At 73.5% G+C, this 23,209-nt stretch carries 17 protein-coding genes and 1 pseudogene; 5 read left to right on the top strand and 13 right to left on the bottom strand.

Features of this window, described 5'->3' with window-relative positions; all coding sequences use genetic code 11:
* Positions 1 to 143: 143 nt before the first annotated feature.
* The 3 genes and pseudogenes from IE244_RS19955 to IE244_RS19945 all read right to left on the bottom strand — a co-directional run.
* Positions 144 to 797, bottom strand: coding sequence for a CBS domain-containing protein (locus tag IE244_RS19955; protein ID WP_191874910.1), 654 nt, complete (start codon positions 795 to 797; stop codon positions 144 to 146).
* A gap of 16 nt (positions 798 to 813) precedes the next feature.
* Positions 814 to 1,272 carry a cyclic nucleotide-binding domain-containing protein gene (locus IE244_RS19950; RefSeq protein ID WP_191874909.1) on the bottom strand — a complete coding sequence of 153 codons (459 nt, stop codon included), beginning with the start codon at positions 1,270 to 1,272 and terminating at the stop codon, positions 814 to 816.
* 113 nt (positions 1,273 to 1,385) lie between these two features.
* A pseudogene (locus IE244_RS19945) lies at positions 1,386 to 1,717 on the bottom strand (acetate--CoA ligase family protein); the annotation flags it as partial.
* Between the two features lie 541 nt (positions 1,718 to 2,258).
* Between IE244_RS19945 and IE244_RS19940 the strand changes: the two are divergent.
* On the top strand, positions 2,259 to 2,681 hold the full coding sequence (locus IE244_RS19940) for a secondary thiamine-phosphate synthase enzyme YjbQ (protein WP_191874908.1): 423 nt from the start codon (positions 2,259 to 2,261) through the stop codon (positions 2,679 to 2,681).
* 554 nt (positions 2,682 to 3,235) lie between these two features.
* The gene (locus IE244_RS19935; RefSeq protein ID WP_191874907.1) at positions 3,236 to 3,742 is read left to right on the top strand and encodes a DUF6624 domain-containing protein; all 507 of its coding nucleotides are present in this window, start codon (positions 3,236 to 3,238) and stop codon (positions 3,740 to 3,742) included.
* Between the two features lie 153 nt (positions 3,743 to 3,895).
* On the opposite strand, the gene IE244_RS19930 is transcribed toward IE244_RS19935, so the two are convergent.
* Both IE244_RS19930 and IE244_RS19925 read right to left on the bottom strand, forming a co-directional pair.
* Entirely contained in the window at positions 3,896 to 4,696 is an 801-nt protein-coding gene (locus tag IE244_RS19930) for an FkbM family methyltransferase (protein WP_191874906.1), read from the bottom strand.
* A 110-nt stretch (positions 4,697 to 4,806) separates the two neighbouring features.
* Positions 4,807 to 5,367, bottom strand: coding sequence for a nucleoside-triphosphatase (locus IE244_RS19925; RefSeq protein WP_191874905.1), 561 nt, complete (start codon positions 5,365 to 5,367; stop codon positions 4,807 to 4,809).
* A 108-nt stretch (positions 5,368 to 5,475) separates the two neighbouring features.
* Between IE244_RS19925 and IE244_RS19920 the strand changes: the two genes are divergently transcribed.
* On the top strand, positions 5,476 to 5,928 hold the full coding sequence (locus tag IE244_RS19920) for a YbhB/YbcL family Raf kinase inhibitor-like protein (RefSeq protein WP_191874904.1): 453 nt from the start codon (positions 5,476 to 5,478) through the stop codon (positions 5,926 to 5,928).
* A 5-nt stretch (positions 5,929 to 5,933) separates the two neighbouring features.
* Here the strand turns inward: IE244_RS19920 and IE244_RS19915 are convergent, their stop codons facing one another.
* From IE244_RS19915 to IE244_RS19905, 3 genes are all read right to left on the bottom strand, one after another.
* The gene (locus IE244_RS19915; RefSeq protein WP_191874903.1) at positions 5,934 to 6,578 is read right to left on the bottom strand and encodes a protein-L-isoaspartate(D-aspartate) O-methyltransferase; all 645 of its coding nucleotides are present in this window, start codon (positions 6,576 to 6,578) and stop codon (positions 5,934 to 5,936) included.
* Entirely contained in the window at positions 6,568 to 6,801 is a 234-nt protein-coding gene (locus IE244_RS19910) for a hypothetical protein (RefSeq protein ID WP_191874902.1), read from the bottom strand. Before IE244_RS19910 ends, IE244_RS19915 begins: the two co-directional genes overlap by 11 nt.
* A 130-nt stretch (positions 6,802 to 6,931) precedes the next feature.
* The gene (locus IE244_RS19905; RefSeq protein ID WP_191874901.1) at positions 6,932 to 8,029 is read right to left on the bottom strand and encodes a baeRF2 domain-containing protein; all 1,098 of its coding nucleotides are present in this window, start codon (positions 8,027 to 8,029) and stop codon (positions 6,932 to 6,934) included.
* Between the two features lie 767 nt (positions 8,030 to 8,796).
* Here IE244_RS19905 and IE244_RS19900 point away from each other — a divergent pair.
* Positions 8,797 to 9,819, top strand: coding sequence for a glycoside hydrolase family 3 N-terminal domain-containing protein (locus tag IE244_RS19900; RefSeq protein WP_229854224.1), 1,023 nt, complete (start codon positions 8,797 to 8,799; stop codon positions 9,817 to 9,819).
* Between the two features lie 235 nt (positions 9,820 to 10,054).
* Positions 10,055 to 10,258, top strand: coding sequence for a cold-shock protein (locus IE244_RS19895; protein ID WP_031160403.1), 204 nt, complete (start codon positions 10,055 to 10,057; stop codon positions 10,256 to 10,258).
* A 160-nt stretch (positions 10,259 to 10,418) separates the two neighbouring features.
* Here IE244_RS19895 and IE244_RS19890 read toward each other — a convergent pair whose 3' ends face one another.
* From IE244_RS19890 to IE244_RS19870, 5 genes are all read right to left on the bottom strand, one after another.
* Positions 10,419 to 12,137, bottom strand: coding sequence for a hypothetical protein (locus IE244_RS19890; RefSeq protein ID WP_191874899.1), 1,719 nt, complete (start codon positions 12,135 to 12,137; stop codon positions 10,419 to 10,421).
* Positions 12,134 to 15,802, bottom strand: coding sequence for a vWA domain-containing protein (locus IE244_RS19885; protein WP_191875008.1), 3,669 nt, complete (start codon positions 15,800 to 15,802; stop codon positions 12,134 to 12,136). Before IE244_RS19885 ends, IE244_RS19890 begins: the two co-directional genes overlap by 4 nt.
* 137 nt (positions 15,803 to 15,939) lie before the next feature.
* On the bottom strand, positions 15,940 to 17,109 hold the full coding sequence (locus IE244_RS19880) for an ATP-binding protein (RefSeq protein WP_191874898.1): 1,170 nt from the start codon (positions 17,107 to 17,109) through the stop codon (positions 15,940 to 15,942).
* Between the two features lie 112 nt (positions 17,110 to 17,221).
* A complete protein-coding gene (locus tag IE244_RS19875; RefSeq protein ID WP_191874897.1) occupies positions 17,222 to 22,231 on the bottom strand; it encodes a hypothetical protein in 5,010 nt (1,669 codons plus the stop codon).
* Positions 22,228 to 23,082, bottom strand: a complete 855-nt coding sequence (locus IE244_RS19870; RefSeq protein ID WP_191874896.1) for a DUF4132 domain-containing protein — start codon at positions 23,080 to 23,082, stop codon at positions 22,228 to 22,230. Before IE244_RS19870 ends, IE244_RS19875 begins: the two co-directional genes overlap by 4 nt.
* Positions 23,083 to 23,209 lie beyond the last annotated feature (127 nt).

The following is a 23,209-nucleotide window of genomic DNA, read 5'->3' as shown; positions in this document are numbered from 1 at the left end:
CGCGAGCGACGGTCGGCCGGTGTTCTCCGGCCACGAGACCAAGATGTTGCAGGGCTTCGCCGCGCAGGCCGCCATCGCGATGGGTCACCTTGACTGCTGTCGCCGGCTCCAAGGGCCACTGGGGGGCCATGCCGCGTGCGGGGTCATGCCGCGTCGGCGGCGGTGAGATGGCAGTCCACCCCCACGACCCCTTCTACGCCCCGGACCAGGCGCGTGGCCAGGTCGACCCGAGCAGATTCCCCGACGCGCCCGGTCAGCGTCGCGACGCCGTCGGTGACCCTCACGTGTATGGGCTCGATCGGCGCCGGGAAGAGGACGTCGACGATGTCGCGGCGGATCTCGTCGGCGAGTTCGTTGTCCGTGCGCAGGAAGACCTTCAGCAGGTCGCCGCGGCTGACCACGCCTTCGAGGACGCCCTCGGAGCTCACCACGGGCAGCCGTTTGACGTGCCGCAGCGCCATGATGCGCGCCGCCTCGGGGAGCGTCGCGTCCGCGTGGACGGTGACGGCCGGCGTGCTCATCAGGTCCTCGGCGCACACCGCCCCGGCCTTCGCGAGGTCGGGTAGCCGGCTCATCTGGGTGAACCGGTCAGGGTCGCTGTCCCGGAACTCCTCCTTGGGCAGCAGATCGGCTTCGGAAACCACTCCGATGACCCGGCCGTCGCCCTCCAGCACGGGAAGGGCACTGACCTTCCACTGCTCCATGCGCTCGACGATGTCCTTGAACAGAGCCGTGCGGCCCACCGCTACGGCGGCACGCGTCATCACGTCACCCACCCGGTGCGGGCTGCTGTCCATGCTCTCCTCCAGTGGTTCAGGCCAGGCTTCCGCTGCCGTACGGGGCATAGAGGTCGAGCAGCCGGACGCGCGAGGAGTGCAGCCGCTGAGCGACCACACGGCCCACCCACACCGCTATCGCCCGGCCGAACTCGGCGTCGGCGGCGCACATCGCGAGCACCTCCTCCGCGTCGAACTCCCAGGCCCGTACCGGGCTCATCGCCTCGGCACCGAGGTGCCAGACGTGGGGTGGGAAGTGCCAGGACCACCCCACCAACTCGCCGTGTCCGAGCGTTTCGACGACGGCGGGGCGGCGGCCGGGCACGTGCAGGTCGAGGGCGACAGTGCCGGTGCGCACGATCCAGAAGCGATCGGCCCGGTGACCCTCCTCGAACAGGCGGGCGCCGGCGTCGAAGGAGATCTCACGGGCGAGGCGCATCAGCCGTTCGCGGTGTACGGGCTCAAGAGCCGTGGTGATGGTGGTGGCGGAAGTCATCGCACCTGCTCCCTTCACGGGCTGTCGATCCCAGCGTGCGCGACCCCGGGCACTGGCACCAACGGGCCGCCCGGACCGCGGTCAGGGCTTTTCGGCCCATGCGCCCGAGTCGATCAGCGCAGCCGGCGCAGATACGGGTCGTGGGGATGGCGCGGTACGAGCCGCACGCGGGCGTCGAGGACCATGACGCCGTGCGGACCGGCCAGCACCGGGTTGAGGTCGGCCTCTGCCAACTGGTGGAGAGGTCAGTGGCGGGTGTGCCACCGTAGCCGAACAGCAGGGGGAAGCAGCGCGGGGAGGTGAGCAGGTCACGTACATCCAGATCAGTCAGCGGCGCGAGCCGGGCGGCATGGTCGGCGAGCAGCTCGGTCGCCGTACCGACGAGACCGAAGACGACAAGCGGCCCGAACGCCTCGTCCTGGACGACACCGGCGAACAACTCGGTACATTCCAAATGCGGGCCTACAGCCGGGGAAGCCCCCGGACGCCGCGAAGACGTCCCTTCTCGGGGATGAGCTTCAAGGCGGTGAAGGTGTCGGCGATCTGCTGCTCGGAGGCGACGAGCGGCTTGTCCTCAGGATGGCCTCGGAACCGCCCTCCTGGTCACCGACGCCGAGCGGGACGGCGCCCTTGCCGTCGGTGCCGGCCGCTCCGCGGGGGAGGGGAGAGGGGCACGGGGGATGCGGCTCGGCGGGCTCGATGCCGCCACGTCCTGCCGGCATCAAGCGCGGCTGACGGTCGAGGCGGTGGAGCGAGGAGGCCGGGGGAGCGGGAAAGGCGTCAGCAGCCGCGGCGATGCGCGGCGAAGGCCACCCGCAGCAGGTCGATGTCACCGCGCGTGGTGAGCAGAGCTGTTCGCAACATGCGGTCGAACGTGGCCAGATGACCGCTCCATGGCCAACGGCGTCTCGCCTCGCGGAACGCCCGTCCTGGCGGACGCCCGCGCCACCGAGTGTGAAACCCGGCGTATGGGTCAGGATGGGGGCATGTCAGATGCCTTCACCACCCGAATGCTGAACGTCTCCACCGGCTCCCGGGAACGCGTCGTCGACCTCACCCGCGACTGCGAGGACTTCCTGCGGGAGGCGGCAGCCGGCCGCGACGGACTGCTCAATCTCTTCGTCCCGCACGCCACCGCAGGGATCGCCGTCATCGAGACCGGCGCCGGCAGCGACGACGACCTGCTCGCCGCCCTGCACACCCTGCTCCCCGCCGACGACCGCTGGCAGCACCGGCACGGCAGCCCCGGCCACGGCCGCGACCACGTCCTCCCCGCCATCGTCCCGCCCCACGCGACCCTCCCGGTTATCGCCGGCCGCCTGGAACTGGGCACGTGGCAGTCGGTGTGCCTGGTCGACACGAACAGGGACAACCCCAGTCGTCAGGTCCGGTTGACCTTCCTGGGTTAGGCCTGTGCTTCGGGGAGCGCGTCGGACCATGGAGCGCGCCGACCGGCCGCGTCGTCGGGGAACTCGGTGCCATGGGTGACGCCGCGTGGGACGAGGCGTGCGAGCCAGGTGCCGTCGTCCAGCCGTGCGCGGAGCCGGCCGGCATGGCGGCGAGTTCCCCTCGGCCGAGTGCGCCGTGGCGCTCGGTCCGAGGCCGGGAGTTCATCGAGGGCTCGTCGTGCCGCGGGGAGGGCGTGGACGGCGTGCGCGATGCGCTGCTCGGCCTCCTGCTCGCGGGTGAGGATCTCCTTCTCCGAGAGCGTCTACGACTGCGATTCCTTCGGCAAGCATTCTCGCGAGCCGCGTCTACCCAGATGTGGCCACGAGGTTCGACAAGCGTGCACTTCCAGGGCGCCGTGAGCGTCGCAGCCATCCGGCTCTGGCTTCGGGGGTAGATCCATTATCCCGGTGCGGGGAGGCGTCTGTCACCGTTCTCCGGAATGATCCTTACACCCGATTTGCGCCTCTAGGCTTGCGGGCGGACACAAAGCACGGATCTGACCTGGGGGTTGAGAGTGGCGCACGACGTTGCCGCACTGGCGGTGGAACTCACGGACATGGCTGCGGCCGATCACCGGTCCGCACTCGGCGCGAACAGCGATGACCCCGCCGAGCAGCTGGCGTGGCGACGGCTGACCGCTCGGCACGGTGACCGGCTCGGCGAGATCATGGACGAGTACGGCTGGCCGACGGCGGAACTGGTCGGCGAGGAGGCCGCACGCGCTGCCTGGCTGATCGCCCAGCACGCCGACCGGCAGCTCGACGTCCAGCGTCGCGCTCTCCGGCTGATGCGGCAGGCGGTGTCGGCAGGCTCGGCCAGCCCGCGCGAGCTGGCCTTCCTGCGCGACCGCACGCTGGTCAACGAGGGCCGTAAGCAGATCTACGGCACTCAGATCGCCGGCGTGAAGGACGGGGCGCCGGTTCCCTGGCCGTGTGAAGAGCCCGAGCGGATGGACGAACTCCGTGCGGAAGCAGGCATCGAACCCTTCCAGGAGTACGTCGCCAAGTTCTCCATGGCCTGACGCCCCGTTCCCGGTCACGCGTGGTGGATCACTGCCCCGGCTCACCGCCACGGTCAGTGATCCACCGGACAGGCCCTGGCGCGGTAGGCGAAGCACAGCCCGGCCGTGAGAGCAACTCGGTCTGGAGTGTTGTGCCTGGGGCGCTGCGCGTGGTCAGGGCCTGACCGCGAACACCATGCCGATGTCGCCGGCCTGCTGCACCGAATCCTGCTCGGTGCTCACCGTGAAGCCGCGGGTGCGGAGGACCTCGCAGACTGTGCCGTGGTTCTGCTGCCAGCGCTCCACCTCGACGACGGCCTGGCGGACCAGCGGCCAATGCCGTTCCTCGACGCCTCTGAGCACATCGAGCTCGGCGCCTTCCACATCGACCTTGAGCAGGTCGATGTGGTCGATGCCCTGCTCGTCGAGCACTGATGACAGGGCCCTGACCTTCACCCGGTGCGTCTCAAGCCGCCGCATCACCCGCAGCTTGCGGCTGACGAGAAGAGTGAGGAGGGGAGCGGGTACGCGGCGCAGGACCGGTCCCAGGCCGCCCTGGCGGATCATTTCGACGACGCTCGCGGTGACCCGCCGCCGCTCAGCCTCGATGTTTCCCTGATCCCGTGAGGAGGACGAGAAGATCGTGGCGGCCGGAACATAGCTGAAATCGAGCTCGTCGTCACGGGACGCAAGGCCGTAAGGGAGCGCGGTCAGACGTCCGTTGAAGAACTCGCGAGCATTGCGGTCGAGTGTCGCGTGGAGCGGCGGCACCGGCTCGAAGGCGTAGATCCGCACGTCCCCGTCCAGCCGCTCATAGACGGCCGCCGAGAACACACCGATGTTGGCGCCCACGTCGAGTACCGTCGCGCCCGGCCTGCACTCGATGCCGTGGGTGAAATAGCCGCCCACCTCCTCGCGCAGGAAGGACGCCTCCCAACGATTGATACTGTGCAGTTCAATCGCCTTCATGGCCATGACAAGATGATTTATCAGGGTTGAAGCCAACAATCCAGCCCGCACGCCTACCGGACGACTTCACATCCTGCCGCCCCGGCTCTGGTCCCAGCAGGTCGGAGGGCGGTCTCTCATCCGTGAGAGGGCGGCCTCCCGTGGGTCCGGGGCTGCCGCAGCCGGGCCGCCAGCTCGCCCGGCAGGACGTCCCGGTTCGCCGGGGTGAGCTGGATGACCTCGACGTCGGCACGCCGCTTGAGGGCGTCGGTGAACGGATCGCGGTGCGTGTGGACCGTGGCGACGACGTCGACCTCTGCGACGAACAGCGCGTCGACCGCGTGCCGGAACGCCGTGCACGCCAGTTCCATCCGCCCCAGCTCGTCGATGAGCACCAGCCTCCCCGTTGCCTCCCCGGTTGCTGCCGGCCGAAGCGACGGCAGCGCCAGTCGTTCCATGACGCCCGGGTCGACGCCGTACTTCCCCACCCGTGGCGGACCGGGCAGGTCGACATGGGCGAGCACGTCCCGTCGGCCCGCCAGGGTCTCCAGGGCGAATCCGACGCGGGCGCCGCATTGCCGGATCTCCTCCGTGGTGAAGCCGCTGGCCGCGTGGGTGGGCAGCAGCGCGGCGAGCCGACGCAGGGCGGTCGTCTTGCCCGCGCCGGGACGGCCCTCGACCAGGATCCTCGTCGGCACACCGCCATCTTCCCCCGCTTTCGGAGGCGGCCCGGGTGGGCTCGGCCGAGCGGGCGTTTCGGGGTGCGGACCGGTGCCGGTGCCGCCGTTGCGGGTAGAGCGGCGCGCATGAGCCGAATTGAACTCAGCAGCACCGCGTTCGACGACAAAACGGTGATCCCCCGTCGGTACAGCGGGGAGGGCGAGAACATCTCACCGCCCTTGACCTGGGCGGGGGTGCCCGACGAGGCCACGGAGCTGGTACTCCTGTGTGAGGACCCGGACGCGCCGGGGACGACCTTCCTGCACTGGCTGGTGACCGGCATCGATCCGGGGACCACCGGGGCGGCGGAGGGCCAGAAGCCCCAGGGAGGCCTGCCTTGGCCGAACGGCTTCGGCCGCGTGGGCTGGGGAGGGCCGATGCCTCCACCGGGGCACGGGCCACACCGCTACTTCTTCCGCCTGTACGCCCTGTCCGAGCCGCTGCCGCTGCACGGCCACCCGAGCGCCGAGGACGTGCACCGTGCCCTGAAGGGCAGGGAACTGGCCTCCGGCACCTTGGTCGGGACCTATCAGCGCTGAGCACGTCACCCCTGGTCGTAGCCATGGGCGCCGTACAGCCGGACGAACCGTGCCGCGGTGACCGTCCTGCGGTGCACCAGGCCGCGGGCCCGCCGCTCGTACAGCTCGACGCGCTCCCGCCCGCCCTGCCCGATCGGCTGGACGAGCCGGCCACCGGCGCGGAGCTGATCCACGAGCGGCTCGGGCACTCGCGGGAAGGCCGCGCAGACGATGACGGCGTCGTACGGGGCCCGGGCCGGCATCCCCAGGGTCCCGTCGCCGACTACGACCTCGGCATTGCCGACGCCCCGTCCGGCCAGCCGCAGGCGGGCCTCGTCGACCAGGTCGGGCCAGCGCTCGACGCTGACGACGTACGCGGCCAGGCGGGCCAGCAGCGCGGTCTGCCAGCCGTATCCGGTCCCGACCTCAAGGACCTGTTCGTCTCCGGTGAGGCCGAGAGCGGAGACCATCATGGCGATCAGCGAGGGCTGGGTGGTCACCTGCCCGTGGGGGAGCGGAACGGGCGTGTCCCGGTACGCGGACGCCGCCTCGTCCGCGGGGACGAATTCCGCTCGGGGGACGCTGCGTACGGCCTCCAGGAGACGGGCGTCGGTCACGCCCACGGCGTGGGCCGCGCGAACCAGGTCTTCTGGGGTCCCTTCATGGGCCATCGGACCGCCGGTGAGCGGGGTCTGGTTCCGGCCAGGCGCGACCGAGGCCGTCGAAGCCCCTGGTCTGGTCGAGGTCGAGCAGCGTCAGCGCCGTACGGCGGACCGTCGTCTGCTCCAGGGAGCACCACAGTGGGTTGGCCACCGCCGGCAGGCCCACCGCCCAGCTCTCGGGCGGTGTGATCGGAACGTCCGTCTCCTCCGCGCCGCTCCTGCCTCTGTCCATGTGCCCCGTCCGCCCCTCGTCCGCCGCGCTGCCGCTCCAGGCCAGTGTCGGCATGTTCCGCGCGCGGCGCGATCCCGGGCGGTCGGACGCACGGGGCGACCTGTGATCCGGGAGGCACAGCGCGTCGGCGTCAGGACGGGGTCCCCGGGTCGGTGTACCTCAGCAGGGCGCCCACGCCCTCGTACAGTCTCAGCTCGCTCTCCGGTACGACGACCAGCTCGGCACCGGTGCCGACGAGGGCCCGCACGAGGGCCTCGTCGCCGCGTTCCTCGCGCGGGGCCCGCACGCCGAAGGACACCAGCTCCGCCTCGGTCAGGGCGAGCTCCGTGGGCTGGGAGCCCGTCCAGAGCCGCAGCGAAGGCCCGGGCGGTCGGTTCAGCAGCAGTGCCGCGACCTGGCCGCGCTGGAGGGCGGAGACGGTGGCGGCCAGCCCGTCCGTCACGGGTCCGTCCAGGGCACGCCGGCCGATGAAGATGTCCACGAGTTCCCGGTCGTGCGCGGCCATGTGGTCGCGGAAGACGCCGTCGAGCTGCGGCTCCAGCAGCGCGCGTCCGGTGTCGGTGGGGGTCCGGCCGCCCACGCGTACGACCTTGTCCCGCAGGGTGTGCGGCAGGCGGCGGATCAGTACGTTGCACGCCCACTCGTCCCCGCCCACGACGACGGCGTCGGCGTGGGCGCGCCGCGCCCGTTCGTCCAGCTGGTGACCGAGCCGGAGGGAGGCGCGGTGCCAGGTCGCCACCGCGACCCTGCGGTGCAGCCGCTCACCCGGGGTGACGGTGGACGCGGGCCAGGTGCCGGTCTCCGCCTCCACCGTCACCCAGCCGTGGGTCTCGGCGGTCGGAAGGCCGCCGTAGTGGACGACCACGGCCATGTAGGGGATCTCCGGAACGTGCTGGGTGACCAGGGGCATCGCGTCCGGCAGGGTGCTGTAGCGGGCGGAGTCGTGCTTGGGGGGCCTGGGCAGCTCCCCGTCCATGACGAGCGTGCCGTGGGCGGCGAAGATGGCCTGACCGTGCGGCCCCGGCACGTCTGTGTCGGCGCCGACCACCTCCTCCAGTACGTTGAGAAGCGCCCGGTCCGAGCCCTGACGGGACAGACTCTCGCGCAGCCGGTGCCAGCGCAGCGCGATCGCCCGATCGGGATGCTCGACGTTTCGCGAGGTGTCCAGGTACACGGAGGCGAACGGGCCGGGCTCCGCGTAGAGGGGTTCAAGGAACGCCAACCTCATCGCCACTCCTCGTCGACGGTCTCCCCTCCTTCGATGATGCGCGCCCCCGGGGCGATGGAGCTGGACGAGTGTGAAGCGGTGCGGGACGCGGGGCGCGCAGCCACCGAGCCCACGGGGGCCGGGAGAGCGTGATCGAGGACATGTTCCTTCTCCGGCAGGCCGCCTGGAGAAACCGCTCCAGGATCCGGTGGACCCACTTCCAGGAGCTCCAACTCCCTTAGGTTCCCGGTCGAGTTGGATCACCATCGGCTCGGTGCGCGACTGGAGCGGCCTGTTGGACCGGGTGCTGCTCACCGACGGGGAGTTCGTGCCGTCCCGGACCCTGGTGTGGTGCGTGGGCGACCGCAGGGCATCACCCACATGCGCCAAGGGGCGAACAAATGCTCAATAACGTACCGTGTGATGGACGCAGCAAGCCGGGTTCGCCGTGACGGAGGCGCCTGCGCAGCACGCGGCAGTCCCGGGTCGTCCAGGCCGGGAGAAGAAGTATGTCCATACGCGTCCGGCAGCAGCCCGTAAGGCGCCGCTGCAGAGCCCTGCGTACCGGGGTCCCGCTGGTCACTCTGGCGCTCGCCGTCACAGGTTGCGGTGCGTCGGGCGGGGCCACGGCCGACTCCTCCAGATCCCTCGCCGCCAGCCATGGCGCACGAGATCCGGGTGCCGCCAGTGCGCTGCCGAGCCGTGGCGGCACCGAAGCCGCCCCGGCCGCCGCGAGTACCGCCCCGTCGGCGCCTGCCGCCACCTGCACCGACCGATACATGTCCGGCATGACCGCTGCTCAACTGGCCGGACAGCTCCTCATGGGCGGAATCGCCGCGGCGCACCCCGACCAGGCCCAGCTGGCCACTCTGCGCGACAACCATGTCGGATCCGTCATGCTGACCGGCCGCAGCACCGCCGGTACGTCGGCGACCAGGAAAGTCGTCGACGGTTTCCGAGGCCAAGCGGACCGCGTCACCGGCCGGCAGGTCGGTCTCCTGGTCGCGACCGACCAGGAGGGCGGCCGGGTGCAGGTGCTCAACGGCCCCGGTTTCTCGGCCATCCCCAGCGGCCTGACCCAGGGCGGCTGGCCGACCGCGACGCTGCGTACCCAGGCCGCCGGATGGGCCCAGCAGCTCAGGGCGGCCGGGGTCAACCTGAACCTGGCACCGGTGGCCGACGTGGTCCCGGCCGCTCTGGGTGCCCGCAACATCCCCATCGGTTCCTTCCAGCGGGAGTACGGCCATACCGCGGACACCGTGACCTCCCACACCAGCGCCTTCGCCGCCGGCTTCGCACAGTCGGGCGTGATGACCACGCTCAAGCACTTTCCCGGGCTGGGCCAGGTGATCGGCAACACCGACACCACCGCCGACGTCGTCGACTCGGTGACGACCGCGGGCAGTTCCAGCCTCACGCCGTTCCGGGCTGGAATCAGGGCCGGGTCACCCTTCGTGATGATCTCGTCGGCCACCTACACCAGGATCGACCCCAAGCACCTGGCGGCCTTCTCACCGACGGTCATCGATCACCTGCTGCGCGGCCAACTCGCCTTCAAGGGCGTGGTCATCTCGGACGACCTCGGGAACGCGGTCGCGGTACGGTCCTTCAGTCCTGCCCAGCGGGCCGTGAACTTCATCGCGGCGGGCGGGGACATGATCCTCACGGTGCGGCCGAGCACCGTACCCGCGATGGCACAGGCAATCCAGACCCGGATGCGGCAGGACGCTTCGTTCCGGGCCAAGGTCAACGGCAGCGTGCGCCGGATACTCGACGCCAAGCGCGGTGCGGGCCTGCTCGACTGCCGCTGAGGCCTACGGAGGATGGGCTCTCGTACGAGTTCGAAATCCCGCCTTCCGTGCAGAGTGGTTGCGTGTTCCGTGCTAAAATTGAGGGAGTTGCAGTTGTAGTTCCCGAAACTTCAAATGTCTTGGCGGTCGTGTTTCGTCGGGCATTTCTGTATTTCCGGTGCTTGTCCGGACGGGGCTCATTGTGGCGACGCAGGGGTTCACATGGCGTGGGTCCCCGCCCCCCAGGAGATGTGACATGGCTACTGGCACCGTCAAGTGGTTCAACGCGGAAAAGGGCTTCGGCTTCATCGAGCAGGACGGCGGCGGCCCCGACGTCTTCGCCCACTACTCGAACATCGCCGGCCAGGGCTTCCGCGAGCTCCAGGAAGGTCAGAGGGTGAACTTCGACGTCACGCAGGGCCAGAAGGGTCCGCAGGCGGAGAACATCACTCCCGCCTGACGCCGAAGCGTATGAGATAGCTGAGGTCCCGCCTTTCGGCGGGGCCTCAGCTTATTGCTTTTGTACTCCGTTCATATTCTTTCGGCTGCCTGGATATAGGCCGCGGCGCTGCACGGCGGCAAGTCGCAGCCCCAGCGTGCCCGCACGCCGGCCCCGGGCGTCACCCCGACCAGGCCGCGAGGCAGAGCGCGCGGTCCAGCTCCTCCGTGTAACGGGCCGCCGCCAGCCACGCGTGGGTGAAGCGAACGGGGTCCGCGGGCAGCAGGCGGCCGAACACATCGCGGGAGCGCTCCGCCGCGGCCGCGTGCAGCTCCTCCAGCAGACCACCCGCCGTCGCCAGCCCGGACCGGCTCAGCCGCCGGGCGTCGGCGGTCGTCTCGCCGGGGAAGGACAGCACGCGTCGGCCGCCCGAGACCGCCTGCTGGACGCGGCGGCGCAGCAGATGGACCGGCGCCTCCCCGGGACTCGGTGCCGTACGAACCGGGGATGCGGGTGCCGTGGGCAGGTCCGCGCGCTGGAGCCGGTCCAGGCCCACGTCGACCCGGGTGCCGGACTGCGCCGGATGCTCGGTGGCGAGGAGCTGGGCGCGGGGATGCGGCGCAGGGGTGAGCCGGGCGACGACCCGGAGCGCGGCACCCCGGGCGGCGGACAGCAGACGCAGGTTGTCCCGGTGCGGCAGCGCGGGATGGTCATGTGCGGCCGTCAGCCGCAGGACGGCGCCATCGCATCCGGCGAGCAGACAGTCGCCCGCCGCCTCCGCCACCGTACCGAGCAGAGTGACCTCCAGGAACAGCAGACCGTGGCCGCCGTTCAGCGCACGCGTGAGCTGCTCGGCCACGGGGACTCGCCAGAGCCGGTCCAGCGGTTCCTCGCGCCAGCCGGCACCGGATGCCCCGACCGCCCGCACTCCGGCGCCCGCTCCGAGCCGCCCGGTGGGGGAGACGGTGGCCCCCGACACCGCGAGGCCCGCACGGGACAGCTCCCGGTGGGTCAGGGCCGTGTCGCCGAGCCGGACCGCGCGGTCGGCCGCGCCCACCGCGCGCCCGGCACCGCCCGGAGCGACATCGGACACCTGGTACAGCCGGCCCTCGGCGTCGGCGGTCCAGGTGACGGCACCCGCGTAGCCGCTCGCGGTGAGCACGGGTTCGCAGAACACGCCGTACAGCCGCAGCGAGCCGTCCGGGTGGTACGGCTGCCGTACGGTGCCGCGCAGTGCGGCCAGTTCGGCGCCGGTGGCGTGCGGGACGCGGTGGGCCACGGACAGGACGTCACGCAGGCCGGCGACCAGGTCCGCCAGGCGGTAGGCCGGGTCGGCGGCGCGGGCCGCGCGCAGAGCCGTGACCACGGATACGGCGGAGGCGGCGGCCCGGTGCAGGCCCGCGAGCCGCGCCGTGTGGGCGGCCCGCAACAGCTCCGCCTGGAGCACCGCTCCCGCACCGTCCGCACCCGCTTCCAGCACGGCGGACGCGGCGGTGCGCAGCGCGAGCGCGGCGGTGCGCTGCTCGGCGCCGGCCGCCTCCGGCTCCGCCTCCTCCGGCGCCGCGCCCGCCGGTACCTCCGAACCGATCCTCTGCTTCTCGGCAGGGGCGTCCTCGGCGACCGGGGCCGCCGAGGCGGCCGCGGCGCGGTGCAGGCAGTCCGGGGCCAGCAGACAGCCGCAGCGGATGGCGTCCGCGCTGCGCACCGTGCCGTCCGGGGCGTGCAGCTCCAGATCGGTGTCGTCGTCGAGGGCGATGCGCACGGTGTCGCCGTCGCGGACGACCGGCCGGTCCGCGAGCTTGGCGATGCCTCCGTCGAGCCGCTTGCGCAGCCGGGGCGTCAGGGCCGCGACGAGTTCGGCGGTCACACCCGGGGCGACCGGCGGAAGGAGCGGGCTCATGCGATCTTCTCCCCTACCCAGCGGGCGAGTTCGAGCGGGCTGAGAGCGGCCACCGGCATGCCCGCGGACACCAACTGTCCCGCCACACCGGTCGAATACCGGGGCCGGCCCGTGTCGTCGAGGCTCGCGCAGCCCAGCACCTGGCAGCCGGCATCCACCAGGGCGCGGACCTCGGCGAGCAGTCCGCCCACCGGGTAGCCCTCCTCGAAGTCGCTGACGACCACGACGAGCGTGCGCGAGGGCACGGTGACCAGGGTGCGCGCGTGCCGCAGCCCCGCGGCGACATGGGTGCCGCCGCCGATCCTGACCTCCAGCAGGAGGGACAGCGGGTCCTCGACATGGTCGGTCAGGTCGATCACCTCGGTGGAGAAGGCCAGGAAGTGCGTGGACAGGGTGGGCACCCCGGCCAGTACCGAGGCCGTGAGCGCCGCCCAGATCGTGGACGCCTCCATGGATCCCGACACATCGGTGACCAGGATCAGGCGCCAGTCGGCCGACCGCCGGGCCCGGCTGCGGAACACCGGCCGTTCGGGTACGACCCGGACCGTGCCGTCCGGCATCCGGCGGGCCGTGGCCAGGTTCGCCCGCAGCGTGCGGGCCAGGTCGAGGCCACCGCCGGGGCGCCGGCTGGGGCGCGGCAGGGTGGTGCCGTGCAGCGCGGGGCGCAGCCGGGTCGCCAACTGCCGGGTCAGGGCGTCCACCAGGCGCCGGACCAGCGGACGCAGTGCGGCCAGCCGGGCCTCGGGCAGACCGCCGGCGTGCCGCAGCACCGAGCGCAGCAGATCGACGGAGGGCCGTACGCCGGCCGGGTCCAGCTCGGCGAGGACATCCTGGCGGCCGGCCGCGGCAGCCGCGGCCAGCACCTCCTCGCGGATGCCCGGCCCGAACAGCGCGGCCAGTTCCTCGGACCACTCCCGCACCCCGGGATACGGCGCCGTACGTCCGCCACCGGACCCCGGGCCGCCCTGCCCCGGGAGGTCCCCTCGGCTTCCCTCACCGCGTCCGCTGCCGTACAGCTCGTCCAGTGCGGTCGCCAACGGCCGGGCGGCGGGGGACAGTTCACCGCTTCTGCGGCCGAGTAGCAGGCGCCAGCGGTCGGCCGGGACGAGCTGGTGGCCCTCGCCGGTGTCGCGGCCCGGGGAGGCCGGTGTGGGGACTTCGGAGGCTGTGGGATCCCCGGGATGCGGCGTGGGGGTCGCGCCGGCCGGCCGGGACGGCGGAAGGAGACCCAGTGCGGCCAGCGTCTCGCGGGCCGTGAGGTCGGCGCGGGTCCACAGGGCCAGGGCCGCGGGGTCGACGCTCCCGGTGTCGTCCGGACGCTCCCCGCCCAGGCGCTGCTCGACGGTGGCCAGCAGCCGGCTGCGGGCGGCCGGGCTGAGCGTGTCGAATCCGCCTCTCAGCGCCGGAAGCCGCTCCAGGAAGTCCCGGTCGGACAGTTCCGCCATCCGGTTCAGCAGGGGTTCCAGCGCGGGTGCCGCCGACTCCAGCAGCGGCCCGGCCGCGCTCAGCAGCCCGGTCAGCCGCGCGGTGAGCGCCGACCGGGACCCGGCGTCGCACGCGCCGTCCACCCAGGAGGCGACCCGGTCGCCGAACGCCCCGGCCTCCTCCTGCCCCAGCAGCACACGTACGGCTCCGGCGGCGCCCCGCATCAGCGGAGATCCGCCGGCCGCCAGCCGGGCGAGCGCGTCGGTGAGCCGTATCCCGCCCAGCACGTCGGCCCGGTGGGCGAGTTCGAGCAGGGCGTGCGCGTCGGCCGGGTCCTCGGAGCCGGTGAGCCCGTCGACCTGACGCACCGCGGCGGCGGTCAGCAGGCCGGCGACGGCCGACGCCCGCGCCGTACGGTCGTCGTCACGGCCGAGCCCGGCGATGTGTCCCGCCCGCAGCCGGTCCGACAGGGCGAGCCCCGCGAGAAGTTCGGGCAGTGTGCCGGAACCCGGCAGCACCTCGGCGGCGTCGGCCAGCCGCTCGTCCGCGAGCCCGGGCAGACCGCACTCCGCCGCCTGTTCCAGCCCGCGCAGGGTCTGCGCCGCTGTCGGTCCGCCCTCCTCGCGCTCCCTGCGCCGGCCCTCGCGCAGCACTCCCTCGGCGGCCTGTGCCGACGTGACTCCACGCACACCCGCCGCGGTCAGCATGGCCGCGGTGGCCGGAGTCCAGCGCACCTCCCAGCGCGAGGTGAGCGCGTCGGCACCGCCCGTGCCGAGAACCGCCTGGGGTTCGCCGTACGGCACGCCGCACACGGCGAGGCGCCGCAGCAGCAGTTCACGGCGGCGGTCCCGCTCCGAGCGGAGCGGGTCAAGGCGCAGGTCACGGGCGGCTGCCCGGCCCGAGTCCGCCGGGCCGGGCAGCCCCAGCTCGGCGAGTTCCGCCTCCACCGCCGGGGCCAGGCCGCTGCGCGGTGCGTCCGGGGCCGGGCGGCCGGTGCGCGTGCCGACGAGCACCCTTTCCATCGCCCTGGCCACGGCCCGTCCGCGCCCGTACGGCTCCCCCTGGGCGAGTACCGTCTGCACGGCCTCGACCAGCTCGCCCCGGCCCGCCGCGGGCAGCCCCCGCAGCCGAGCGAGATCACCGGCCAGTCGGACGATCTCCCGGGCGTCGGCGGGTCCGGACGGATGGCCCAGCGCCCGCAACTCGGCGCACACGCGCACCGCGGCCCGCGTCAACGCGTCCTCCAGTGCGGCGGGGTCCCCGGCCGCCTCCAGCACCAGATGCTGCCATTCCGGGTCACGGATGCCGGCCGGGTAGCCGGAGCGTTCGTCGAGCAGGGCGTAGCAGTAAGGGATCAGGGAGGTGGTCCACGTCGAGTCGGCGGCCTGCGCCTTCCGGTCGGCGGGCGACCGCGCCGGCGGAAGGGTGTCGCCGTCGGCCGGTGCCAGGAACGCCGGGCCGTGGAAGGCGCCGACGAGCACGGCGGCACGCTCGCCCTGCACCGTCGCCGCGGCGAGGCACGCCCGCATCCACCGCTCCCGCCGCAGGTCCAGCTCCGGCACCCCGCCCGAGGCGACCGCCTCCTCGCGCAGCGCCCATCCCGTCAGCAGGGCGGCGCGGCGCAGTGCCTCCGGCGGGGAACCGGGAGCGGCGGCCTCGACCAGCCGGTCCCACAGATCGTCTCCGGGGCGGCCGGTGAGGCGGTTGCGCAGCACCGAGGTGAGCGCGGTCGCGACAGAAGCACCGCCGTGCCCGCCGGCCTTCGCTTCCGGGGGACCGGCCGTCCCGGGCCGTTCGGCCGTTCGTGGCGCCGGGACATGGTCCGCCCCGCCTTCCCCGCCCGCCTCCGACTCCGACTCCGGGGCCCGGGACCGGGCCGGAAGCTGGGCCTGGACCTGGATCTCGGGCTGACCGGGATCCGCCGTCCCTGCCTGCCGGTACGCCAGCGGCAGGTCGCACGCGATCACCGGTACCCCCTGGCGCGCGGCCCACCGCACGGCCGCCAGTTCCGGTGAGAAGTCGGCGAAGGGATAGAACGCCGGCCCCCCGGCGCCGTCCCCCGGCGCGGCGGCGAGAGCGACGGGAGCCTCGGTCTCCTCGTGGGCGAGCCAGGGCAGCCAGTCCTGAAGGTCGGCGGGGAGCTCGACCAGCAGCACATCGGGCCGGGCCGCCTCCAGCAGCGCGGGCACGGCCGCGGCGAGGGAGGGTGCGTGGTGCCGTACCCCGATGAGGTACGGCATTCCCGCAGCGGTCAGGGCCGCCACGGCGGCCTCGGGACCGGCCGGCGTCCCAGGGTCCGCGCCGGGACCGGAGTGGGCCACGGCCGACGCGTCGAGCGGGGCGACAGAGGAGGCGGGGGAGGCGGAGGACACGACCGTCAGCCCTCCAGGACCGTGCGCTGGTCCCACAGGGTGCGCCAGGTGGCCGAACCCTGTTCGGCGCGGCGCCGGACCGGGCCGTCCCAGTAGCCGCGCAGCCGCGCCGCGTCCGCCGGGTCGTCCTTGCGTACGACGCCGAGGACATGGCCGGGCAGCAGCCCGAGGACGTCCCGGTCCCCCGGGAAGTACGCCGCGGCCAGCCCCAGCGCGCCCGCCACGGACACCGCCTCAGCCGTGCTCATCACCGTGGACGGCCGCTCCACCTCCCAGCCCTCCGCCGACCGGCCCTCCCGCAGATCGCGGAAGACGGTGACCAGAGCCTCCAGCACGGCGTCGTCCACCTGGAAGGGCGCGCCCGCCCGCTCCACCGACGCCCGGGCCTGGCCACGCACCAGTGCCGTCTCGGCGTCGAGGTCCGCAATGGGACCGACCGTCTCGAAGTTGAAACGACGCTTGAGCGCTGCCGACATCTCGGAGACGCCCTTGTCCCGCAGGTTGGCGGTGGCGATGAGGTTGAACCCCGGCGCCGCGTGCGCCAACGCGTCCTCGCTCCCCGCCAGTTCGGGCACGGCGATCCGCCGCTCGGAAAGCAACGACACCAGGGAGTCCTGCACCTCCGGCAGACAGCGGGTCACCTCCTCGACCCGGGCGATCGCCCCCCGGGCCATCGCGGTGAGCACCGGCGACGGAACGAGCGCCTGCCGGCTGGGCCCCTGCGCGAGCAACAGGGCGTAGTTCCAGCCGTACTTGAGCTGGTCCTCGGTCGTCCCTGCCGTCCCCTGCACGACCAGGCCGCTGGTCCCGCACACGGCGGCCGACAGCAGCTCCGACAGCATGGACTTGGCGGTACCGGGCTCGCCGACGAGCAGCAGGCCCCGTTCCCCGGCGAGCGTGACCACACAGCGCTCGACCAGCGCGCGGTCCCCGACGAACTTGCCGGTGATCTCCAGCCGGCGCGGCACCCCCCGCGGGGCCTCCGCGTCGTCGGGCAGCCGCAGCGCCCGGCCGCCGCTGCCCATGACGAACGTGACGACGGCCCGGGGCGTCAGCCGCCAGGCGGGCGGGCGTGGACCGGAGTCATGGGCGGCGAGGAAGGCCAGCTCGACGGCGTACCGGTCCTCGGGCGGGACGATCTGACGGGTCGCGTCGGGCGCGAGGGCGGTGGTCATCGGCGGGGATCCTTCGACGTGGTACGGAGGGAGGTCGGGGCGAGCGTGCGGCCGGAGGCCGAAGGGAACGGGTGGGCGGACGCCGGCGCGGTGGTGCGCGGCACGGTGGACGTCATCGGCGCCGCCCCCGGCGGTTCGCGCGGGTGGTCAGCTGTTCGTACGCCGGGGCGTCGCCCGCGCGGACGCGGTCCCAGGCATGCGTGAACAGCTCGGGCACCGGGATCAGCGGTATCGCGCGCCGGTGGTCCGCGATCGGGTACAGACCCTCCTTCCAGGTCTCCACCGGCAGCGCGGGCGACTTCAGGTCGCGCCAGCCGCACGGCAGGAACAGCGTCCGCCCGGCGCGCGGCCGTTTGGCCTCCACCACGAGGTCCGTGGCGGACAGCTCGGCGCGGGCCTTCTTCATGCGTGCGGGTTTCCAGCCGGTCCAACGGGCGCAGTTGCGGTCCGTCGGATCCGGCAGGGCCAGCAGCTGGAGGTAGAGCGCGGCGGCGTCCTCGCCCAGCCCGTGTGCGGCGGCCACCTCGGTGACGAGCGCGGGCACGCTGACGGCCGGATCCTGGGCGTACCCCGTGCGACCCTCGGCGCCGGCCGCGACCGCGCGGCCCAGCTCCTCCCCGAGAAGCGTGCGCAGCGCACGCAGTCCGTGGCCGCGTTGCGGACCCACCAGGCCTTCCAGCAGCCCGAACACCGCGTCGTCGGACCCGGTGAGGCCGGCCGGGCGGACCAGGACCGTCTCGGTGTCGCGGTAGCCCGGGCGCAGAGCGAGCGCGTCGCCGACCCGGGTCGTGCCGTACGCGTCGGCACCGCCCGTCGCGGGCAGCCCGAACACCTTCCGCAGCTCCACCGCCGTGCAGCTGCCCTGCTCCGTGAACTCCACGTCCAGGCCGAGCAGCAGCTCCGGATCGGACATCCGGCGGCGCACCGCGGCCAGGCCCTCCGGCAGGGCGGCCCGCAGCGGGTGGCCGTACGGCAGGACGTACGCCAGTGCGGAGAGCGCGCCGACGGCCCCCGTCAGGGTGTGGCCGCTGGGCATCGCCTGCGGGTCCTCCGGGACGAGGTTGCCGTCCTTGTCCGGGCGCAGAACCGTGGTGCGGCTCAGCCAGGGGGTACGGGACGGGTTGAGCACGTCCTGGGTGCCTCCGGCGCGCATCCCGGCGAGTTCGGCGCTGAGGTCCTCCGGCAGCCGGACGAGCGAGCCGAACCGCTCGGCCCACACCCGCCCCGCGGCCTGGAGGTCCGGTCCCGTCGTCCACAGGGCGGCCGGGTCGTCCGGCAGCAGCGCGCCCATGAGCGCCGCCCGCCGTTCCACGCCCAGCCCTTGCAGCAAAGCGGCACCGAACTCCCGCTGCCGGGGCTTCAGTCCGATCACGGCGAGGGCCTCGGCCTCCGGTTCCTGCGGCTGCCCGGCGAGCAGCACGGTGGACTGCAGCGGGCCCAGCGCGCCACCCGTCGCCGCCACCAGCGCCTCGGGCGCCGAGGGCGTCCAGGGCGCGGCGCCCTTGTCACGGACGAGACGGATGACGGCGGCCAGGTCCTCGGTGGAGATCGTCGGGGCGTACCGCGTCTCCTGCTCCAGCGTGAAGTGCGCGACGGCCCCGAACCCGCCGGAGGGATCGTGGTCCAGCGCCAGCCACTTGACGCGCTCCCGCTGGACGTCGACGCCCTGCTGGCCGACGATCACCACCGTGCGCCCGGCCCGGCGCAGCACCTGCCCGGCCCGCTGCGCCTGCTTCTCCTCCTGCGGTTCGCTCAGCACCAGCTCCCGCAGTGTGCCGCCGGCCGCGACGAGCGGCCCCTCCGCGAGGGCCTCGGCCAGCAACAGCAGCGGCTCCCGCTGGGTGTCGCTCAGGGCGGGCGAGGCGGCCCGATACGCCAGCGCCCGCAGGACGCCCAGGACGGGTGGCCACACCATGCCGATCGCCGGGACGGTGTGCTCCTCGCTGGTCCAGCCGTCCGTGAGGGCACCGAGGCGCTCCAGGCCGGGCAGCGGCGTGCCGTCGGCGGGCCTGCCGGACAGCACGTGGTTCACCGCGCGGATCTGGCGGAGCACGCTCCACCGCTCGCCGTACCACCAGCCGTGCAGCCCGACGACACCGGACAGCGCGTCGTGCAGGGTGCGGTCGTCGCCGTGCACGGGGCTGTAGTCGGCGAACATGCCCTCGGTCCGGTTGCGCGGCTGTCGCGGCCCCTCCTCGGGGGGAGTCGCGAAGGCGGTGGCCGACTCGGTGACGCGCAGCGCCGACCGGACCAGGGCGGCGACGCCCCTGCGCAGCCGCTCGTCGGTCAGCTTGGGCAGGACGTGCTCGACCGCCTTCAGGACGACGGTGTCCGCGGTCGGTACCGCGGCCTTGGCCGCCTCGTCCGATCCCGCTTCCGCCAGCGCCTCCTGACGGATCGCCAGGGCCTGCGCGGCGAGCCGCAGCAGCTCCGCGGCCTGCTCGTCGGTGAGCGCGCGCAGCACCGCGGAGCCCTGCTCGTCGCGTGGGCGCAGAGCGTGCCAGAAGGGCAGCGGGGGCACCAGCCGGGTACCGGCCGCGTACTCGCCCCCACGGTCGTTCGGCGTCAGCCGGCCCAGCAGACCGGCGGGAGAGGTGTCGTCACCGGCGTAGAGACCGATGTGCCCACCCCACCGGGCGCTGTGGCCGCTCAGCTGGACGACGACCGGCTCGGCCCCGCCGGGCAGCCGCAGGGCGCCGAAAGGTACGACCGCCCCGTCGCCGTCGCCCCTCGCGACCGACACCGTCCGCCCGTCCGGTGTCCCGGCCGTACGACGCTCGTCCGCACCCTCGCCCTCCGTGCGCACCCAGCGTCCCAGCACCGTGCCGTCGGTGCCGAACGGACTGTCCTCCAGGCCGGGTTGCAGCGGCAGGACCTCGCACGCGCCGGGCAGCAGCGCGGCGTCCTCACGGACCGCCGAGCGCAGCAGCGCCGGCAGGGACGCGCGGCCGTGCGTCCCGGTGACCGGGTCGTACTCCAGCCACACCGTCTGCCGGCCCTGCCTGCCCTCGCGCCACAGGGCGGTGCCGTCGCCGATGATCGCGCGGCACGGCGGCAGGTCCGTGTCACCGGCGTGCAGGGCGCGGCCTCCGGTCGCCCGGCCGCCGCCCGGCAGCGGGATCGACGGGACGACCGTCTCCTGGCCGGACCACCAGGAGGGCAGCTGCTCGCCGCCCAGCTCGAACACCTCGGCGGGCCGGGCCGACCAGTAGCCGTACTGCTTGCTGCCGTGCCGCCACATCACGAGCAGTTCGCCGTCCACGTACCGGAAGCGGGGACGCTGCCAGCGGTCCAGGTCATGGGGCAGGCGCAGGTCGTGGTCGAGCAGGATCCGATCCGGGCCGACCACCACCGCCTTCTGCCGGCGGCACAGCACCAGCGCCGGCCAGGCCTCGTGGACGGCCAGCGCGTCGTCCTCGCCCTTCCTGGTCTGACCGTCGAGCAGCGCCAGCGCCTCGTCGAGGGCGGGCCATCCCAGCTCGTCGAGGATCCCGGCCCGCACCGTACGCCCGAGCAGCGGCGCGACCTCGCGGCCGGCGACCCGGGCCACCGTCTCCGGCGCGACCTCGGAGGCGATGACCCGGAAGGGACGCAGCCGGTCGAGCGCCGCGCGGGCGCCGGGCAGGCCCGCCGCGTGCGTGAAGTCGCCGGCGGCCTCGTCCAGCCACTCGCGCAGCACCCCGGAGAGGACCGGATGCGCGGCCATCGACGTCAGCAGTTCGCTGGCGCGCCGATGCGCGCCGACCTTGTCCACCGCCTGGTGCAGCAGCCGCCGCAGGCGCGGGTCGGCCGTGACGGCCGCCAGGTCGCGCCGGCCCGCGCGGGTGTCCAGCAGCCACTCGGGCAGCGGCAGGTACACGGGCACGTCGGCGTCCGGCAGCGACAGCGGGACCCGCTCGGCCGCGCACAGGTCCAGCAGGTCCAGATCCGCGCCGGCGTGCCAGCGGCCGGTGCACAGGTCCACCGGACGGCCGGCGTCCCGCAGCACCGGAGCCATGCGGGCGGCCAGCGCCAGCGTGGCCGGGCAGCGGCGGGAGTAGGAGCCGCCGTGCTTGCGGAAGGAGGCCCAGCGGGACAGCCAGTCCGCCGGATCGGCGCCGTGCTCGGCGGCCGCCGAGGCGTCCGTGAGCAGTCGGTCCGCCCCGGTCTCCGCGAGCAGCGCCAGCCAGAACTCCTCGTCCTCGGCGTCCCGGCCGAGACCGGCGGGCATGATCTCCAGCAGCCGCAGCCGGATCTCCGGCCGCTCCTCGGCGAGGACGACCAGCACCGAGCGGTAGGCGGTCCAGAAGGACCGGGGCGCGCGGACCGCCGCGGGGGAGGCGAGGAGGTCGGCGACCAGCGCGCACTCCTCCGTGACCCGTGGTAGGCCCGCCGCCTTGAGCAGCCCGCGCGCGTCCTGCGGCAGCGAGGCGTACGGCGGCATCCCGGCCGCACAGCGCTCCACCGTCAGCTGCCGGAACTGGGCCCAGGCCGCGGCCGGTTCGAGCCGCCCGGCGAGGTCCCGCACGTGCTCCTTGAGCGCCTTCACGGTCAGTGCCCCGGCGAAGGCGAACTCCAGGAACACGGCGCGCTGGCGCTCCTCGTCCACCGCGAGCGCGTGCACCCGCTCGGCCTCACGGGCCTTGCCGAAGAACGCGGCGGCGTACGTGGTGTTCTCGTGCTCCAGGAAGACCCGCGCGGCCTGTTCGTAGAACGTCGGCAGGAAGTGCGGCACCGCCCGGCCCAGCCGCTCGCCGAGCGCCTCGAAGCCCTCCTTGGCGGCGCCCGGGCGGGACTTGGCCTGCCGGGCGAGCCGCTCGACGTCCTTCACCAGGGCGAGGGCGTGATGGCCGTTCGCCGGGTCGTTGACCAGGGCCCAGGCCGGGAAGCCCAGCGTCTCCCGGCGCACCTGCCCGATCACCGGGGCCTCCGGCTCGCGGGCGAGGCCCAGGAACTCCAGGGCCAGGTCCTCCGCCTCGCCCAGCGTGCCCGGCACCAGCCGGACCACCCGCCGGTCGTCGAGTGCGGGGTGCGTGTAGGTGCGGACGGTGAGGCTGTCGGCGTCCTCCCGCGCGGTGCTGCCCGCGGGCAGGACGGCGCCGGCGTCCAGCAGCGCGGCCGCCGTGGTCTCGTCGTACGTCATGCCGCGCGCTCCTCGTCCTCGATGTCCCGCCCCGCGTACAGTGCGGCCGCCATGCGCATGCCCTCCGACCAGGCCACCGGCCCGACCTGACCGAGCCTCAGCACCCGCCCCGCGGGGTCGGACCAGGCCAGCGGGCCGGTCTCGGTCTCCATGTAGCCGTCGTAGTCCCCGACCCACACGCGGGCCTCGACGCCCCGGCCGTCCTCCAGGACCGGACACACGGCATACCCGCCGCGCACGCGGTAGCCGAGCTGGGTGGCCCGGCCGTGCAGGAAGCGCAGCTCCTTGAACGAGCCGCCCGCGTACTCCTCCACCTCGGTCGCCTCGGCGTCGACCGCGGCCGGGCGGTGCCAGACCTCGCGGAAGAGCTGCTGAGCACGCTGCTCGACGCCCAGTTCGACGGCGAACTCCCGCAGCTCCTCCAGGTCTTCCAGGAGGACCGGGTGCGGGATGCGCACGAGGGCGGGGGCGATGCGGACGGTGTCGCCGTCGAGGTCGACCAGGCCCAGGCCGCGCTCGGGATCGGCGTCCCGCAGGAATCCGGCGACCTGACCGTCGGCTCCGGTCACGACGAGGTCACGCAGCGCCGCCTGCCAGGCCGGGTCGGGCCACACGCGCGTGACGACGGCGAGCGGCACGGGCAGGGAGCGGACCATCCACCGCTCGGCATCGGCCAGGCACTGCCGCTCGTGCCGCTCCAGCCACTCCACGAGCTGCCTGAGGCCCACGACGGCGGGATCATCGGCGATCTTCGGTGGCACCGACTTCAGCCGTCGCCCGGACGCGTTGCGGCACACCACCTTCCCGCCGTCCAGGGCGACCTCGTAGTCGCCTGCCGACACCCACCCCATACGTGCCTCCCCGCACCGCATTCGATCAAGTGACGGGAACTGTAGGGCAGGCCACTGACAACGCCCTCCGCAGGCCGGAGGGCGTTGTGGAAAAACCGTTCTGTATGAGGTTGTGGCAACCGGTCCG

Source organism: Streptomyces filipinensis, from assembly GCF_014649495.1.
In the GTDB taxonomy this organism is placed as follows: Bacteria; Actinomycetota; Actinomycetes; order Streptomycetales; family Streptomycetaceae; genus Streptomyces; species Streptomyces filipinensis.
Note: the sequence above shows the minus strand (reverse complement) of the source record. Positions and strands in the feature narration are given on the sequence as shown.

What these genes read in the sequence shown, in the direction of transcription:
- IE244_RS19890 (WP_191874899.1), bottom strand. Translation starts at nt 12,137, where the DNA reads ATGAGCCCGCTCCTTCCGCCGGTCGCCCCGGGTGTGACCGCCGAACTC.
- IE244_RS19900 (WP_229854224.1), top strand. Translation starts at nt 8,797, where the DNA reads ATGACCGCTGCTCAACTGGCCGGACAGCTCCTCATGGGCGGAATCGCC.
- IE244_RS19880 (WP_191874898.1), bottom strand. Translation starts at nt 17,109, where the DNA reads ATGACCACCGCCCTCGCGCCCGACGCGACCCGTCAGATCGTCCCGCCC.
- IE244_RS19895 (WP_031160403.1), top strand. Translation starts at nt 10,055, where the DNA reads ATGGCTACTGGCACCGTCAAGTGGTTCAACGCGGAAAAGGGCTTCGGC.
- IE244_RS19950 (WP_191874909.1), bottom strand. Translation starts at nt 1,272, where the DNA reads ATGACTTCCGCCACCACCATCACCACGGCTCTTGAGCCCGTACACCGC.
- IE244_RS19955 (WP_191874910.1), bottom strand. Translation starts at nt 797, where the DNA reads ATGGACAGCAGCCCGCACCGGGTGGGTGACGTGATGACGCGTGCCGCC.
- IE244_RS19915 (WP_191874903.1), bottom strand. Translation starts at nt 6,578, where the DNA reads ATGGCCCATGAAGGGACCCCAGAAGACCTGGTTCGCGCGGCCCACGCC.
- IE244_RS19905 (WP_191874901.1), bottom strand. Translation starts at nt 8,029, where the DNA reads ATGAGGTTGGCGTTCCTTGAACCCCTCTACGCGGAGCCCGGCCCGTTC.
- IE244_RS19875 (WP_191874897.1), bottom strand. Translation starts at nt 22,231, where the DNA reads ATGACGTACGACGAGACCACGGCGGCCGCGCTGCTGGACGCCGGCGCC.
- IE244_RS19870 (WP_191874896.1), bottom strand. Translation starts at nt 23,082, where the DNA reads ATGGGGTGGGTGTCGGCAGGCGACTACGAGGTCGCCCTGGACGGCGGG.
- IE244_RS19885 (WP_191875008.1), bottom strand. Translation starts at nt 15,802, where the DNA reads ATGCCGTACCTCATCGGGGTACGGCACCACGCACCCTCCCTCGCCGCG.
- IE244_RS19940 (WP_191874908.1), top strand. Translation starts at nt 2,259, where the DNA reads ATGTCAGATGCCTTCACCACCCGAATGCTGAACGTCTCCACCGGCTCC.
- IE244_RS19910 (WP_191874902.1), bottom strand. Translation starts at nt 6,801, where the DNA reads ATGGACAGAGGCAGGAGCGGCGCGGAGGAGACGGACGTTCCGATCACA.
- IE244_RS19920 (WP_191874904.1), top strand. Translation starts at nt 5,476, where the DNA reads ATGAGCCGAATTGAACTCAGCAGCACCGCGTTCGACGACAAAACGGTG.
- IE244_RS19930 (WP_191874906.1), bottom strand. Translation starts at nt 4,696, where the DNA reads ATGGCCATGAAGGCGATTGAACTGCACAGTATCAATCGTTGGGAGGCG.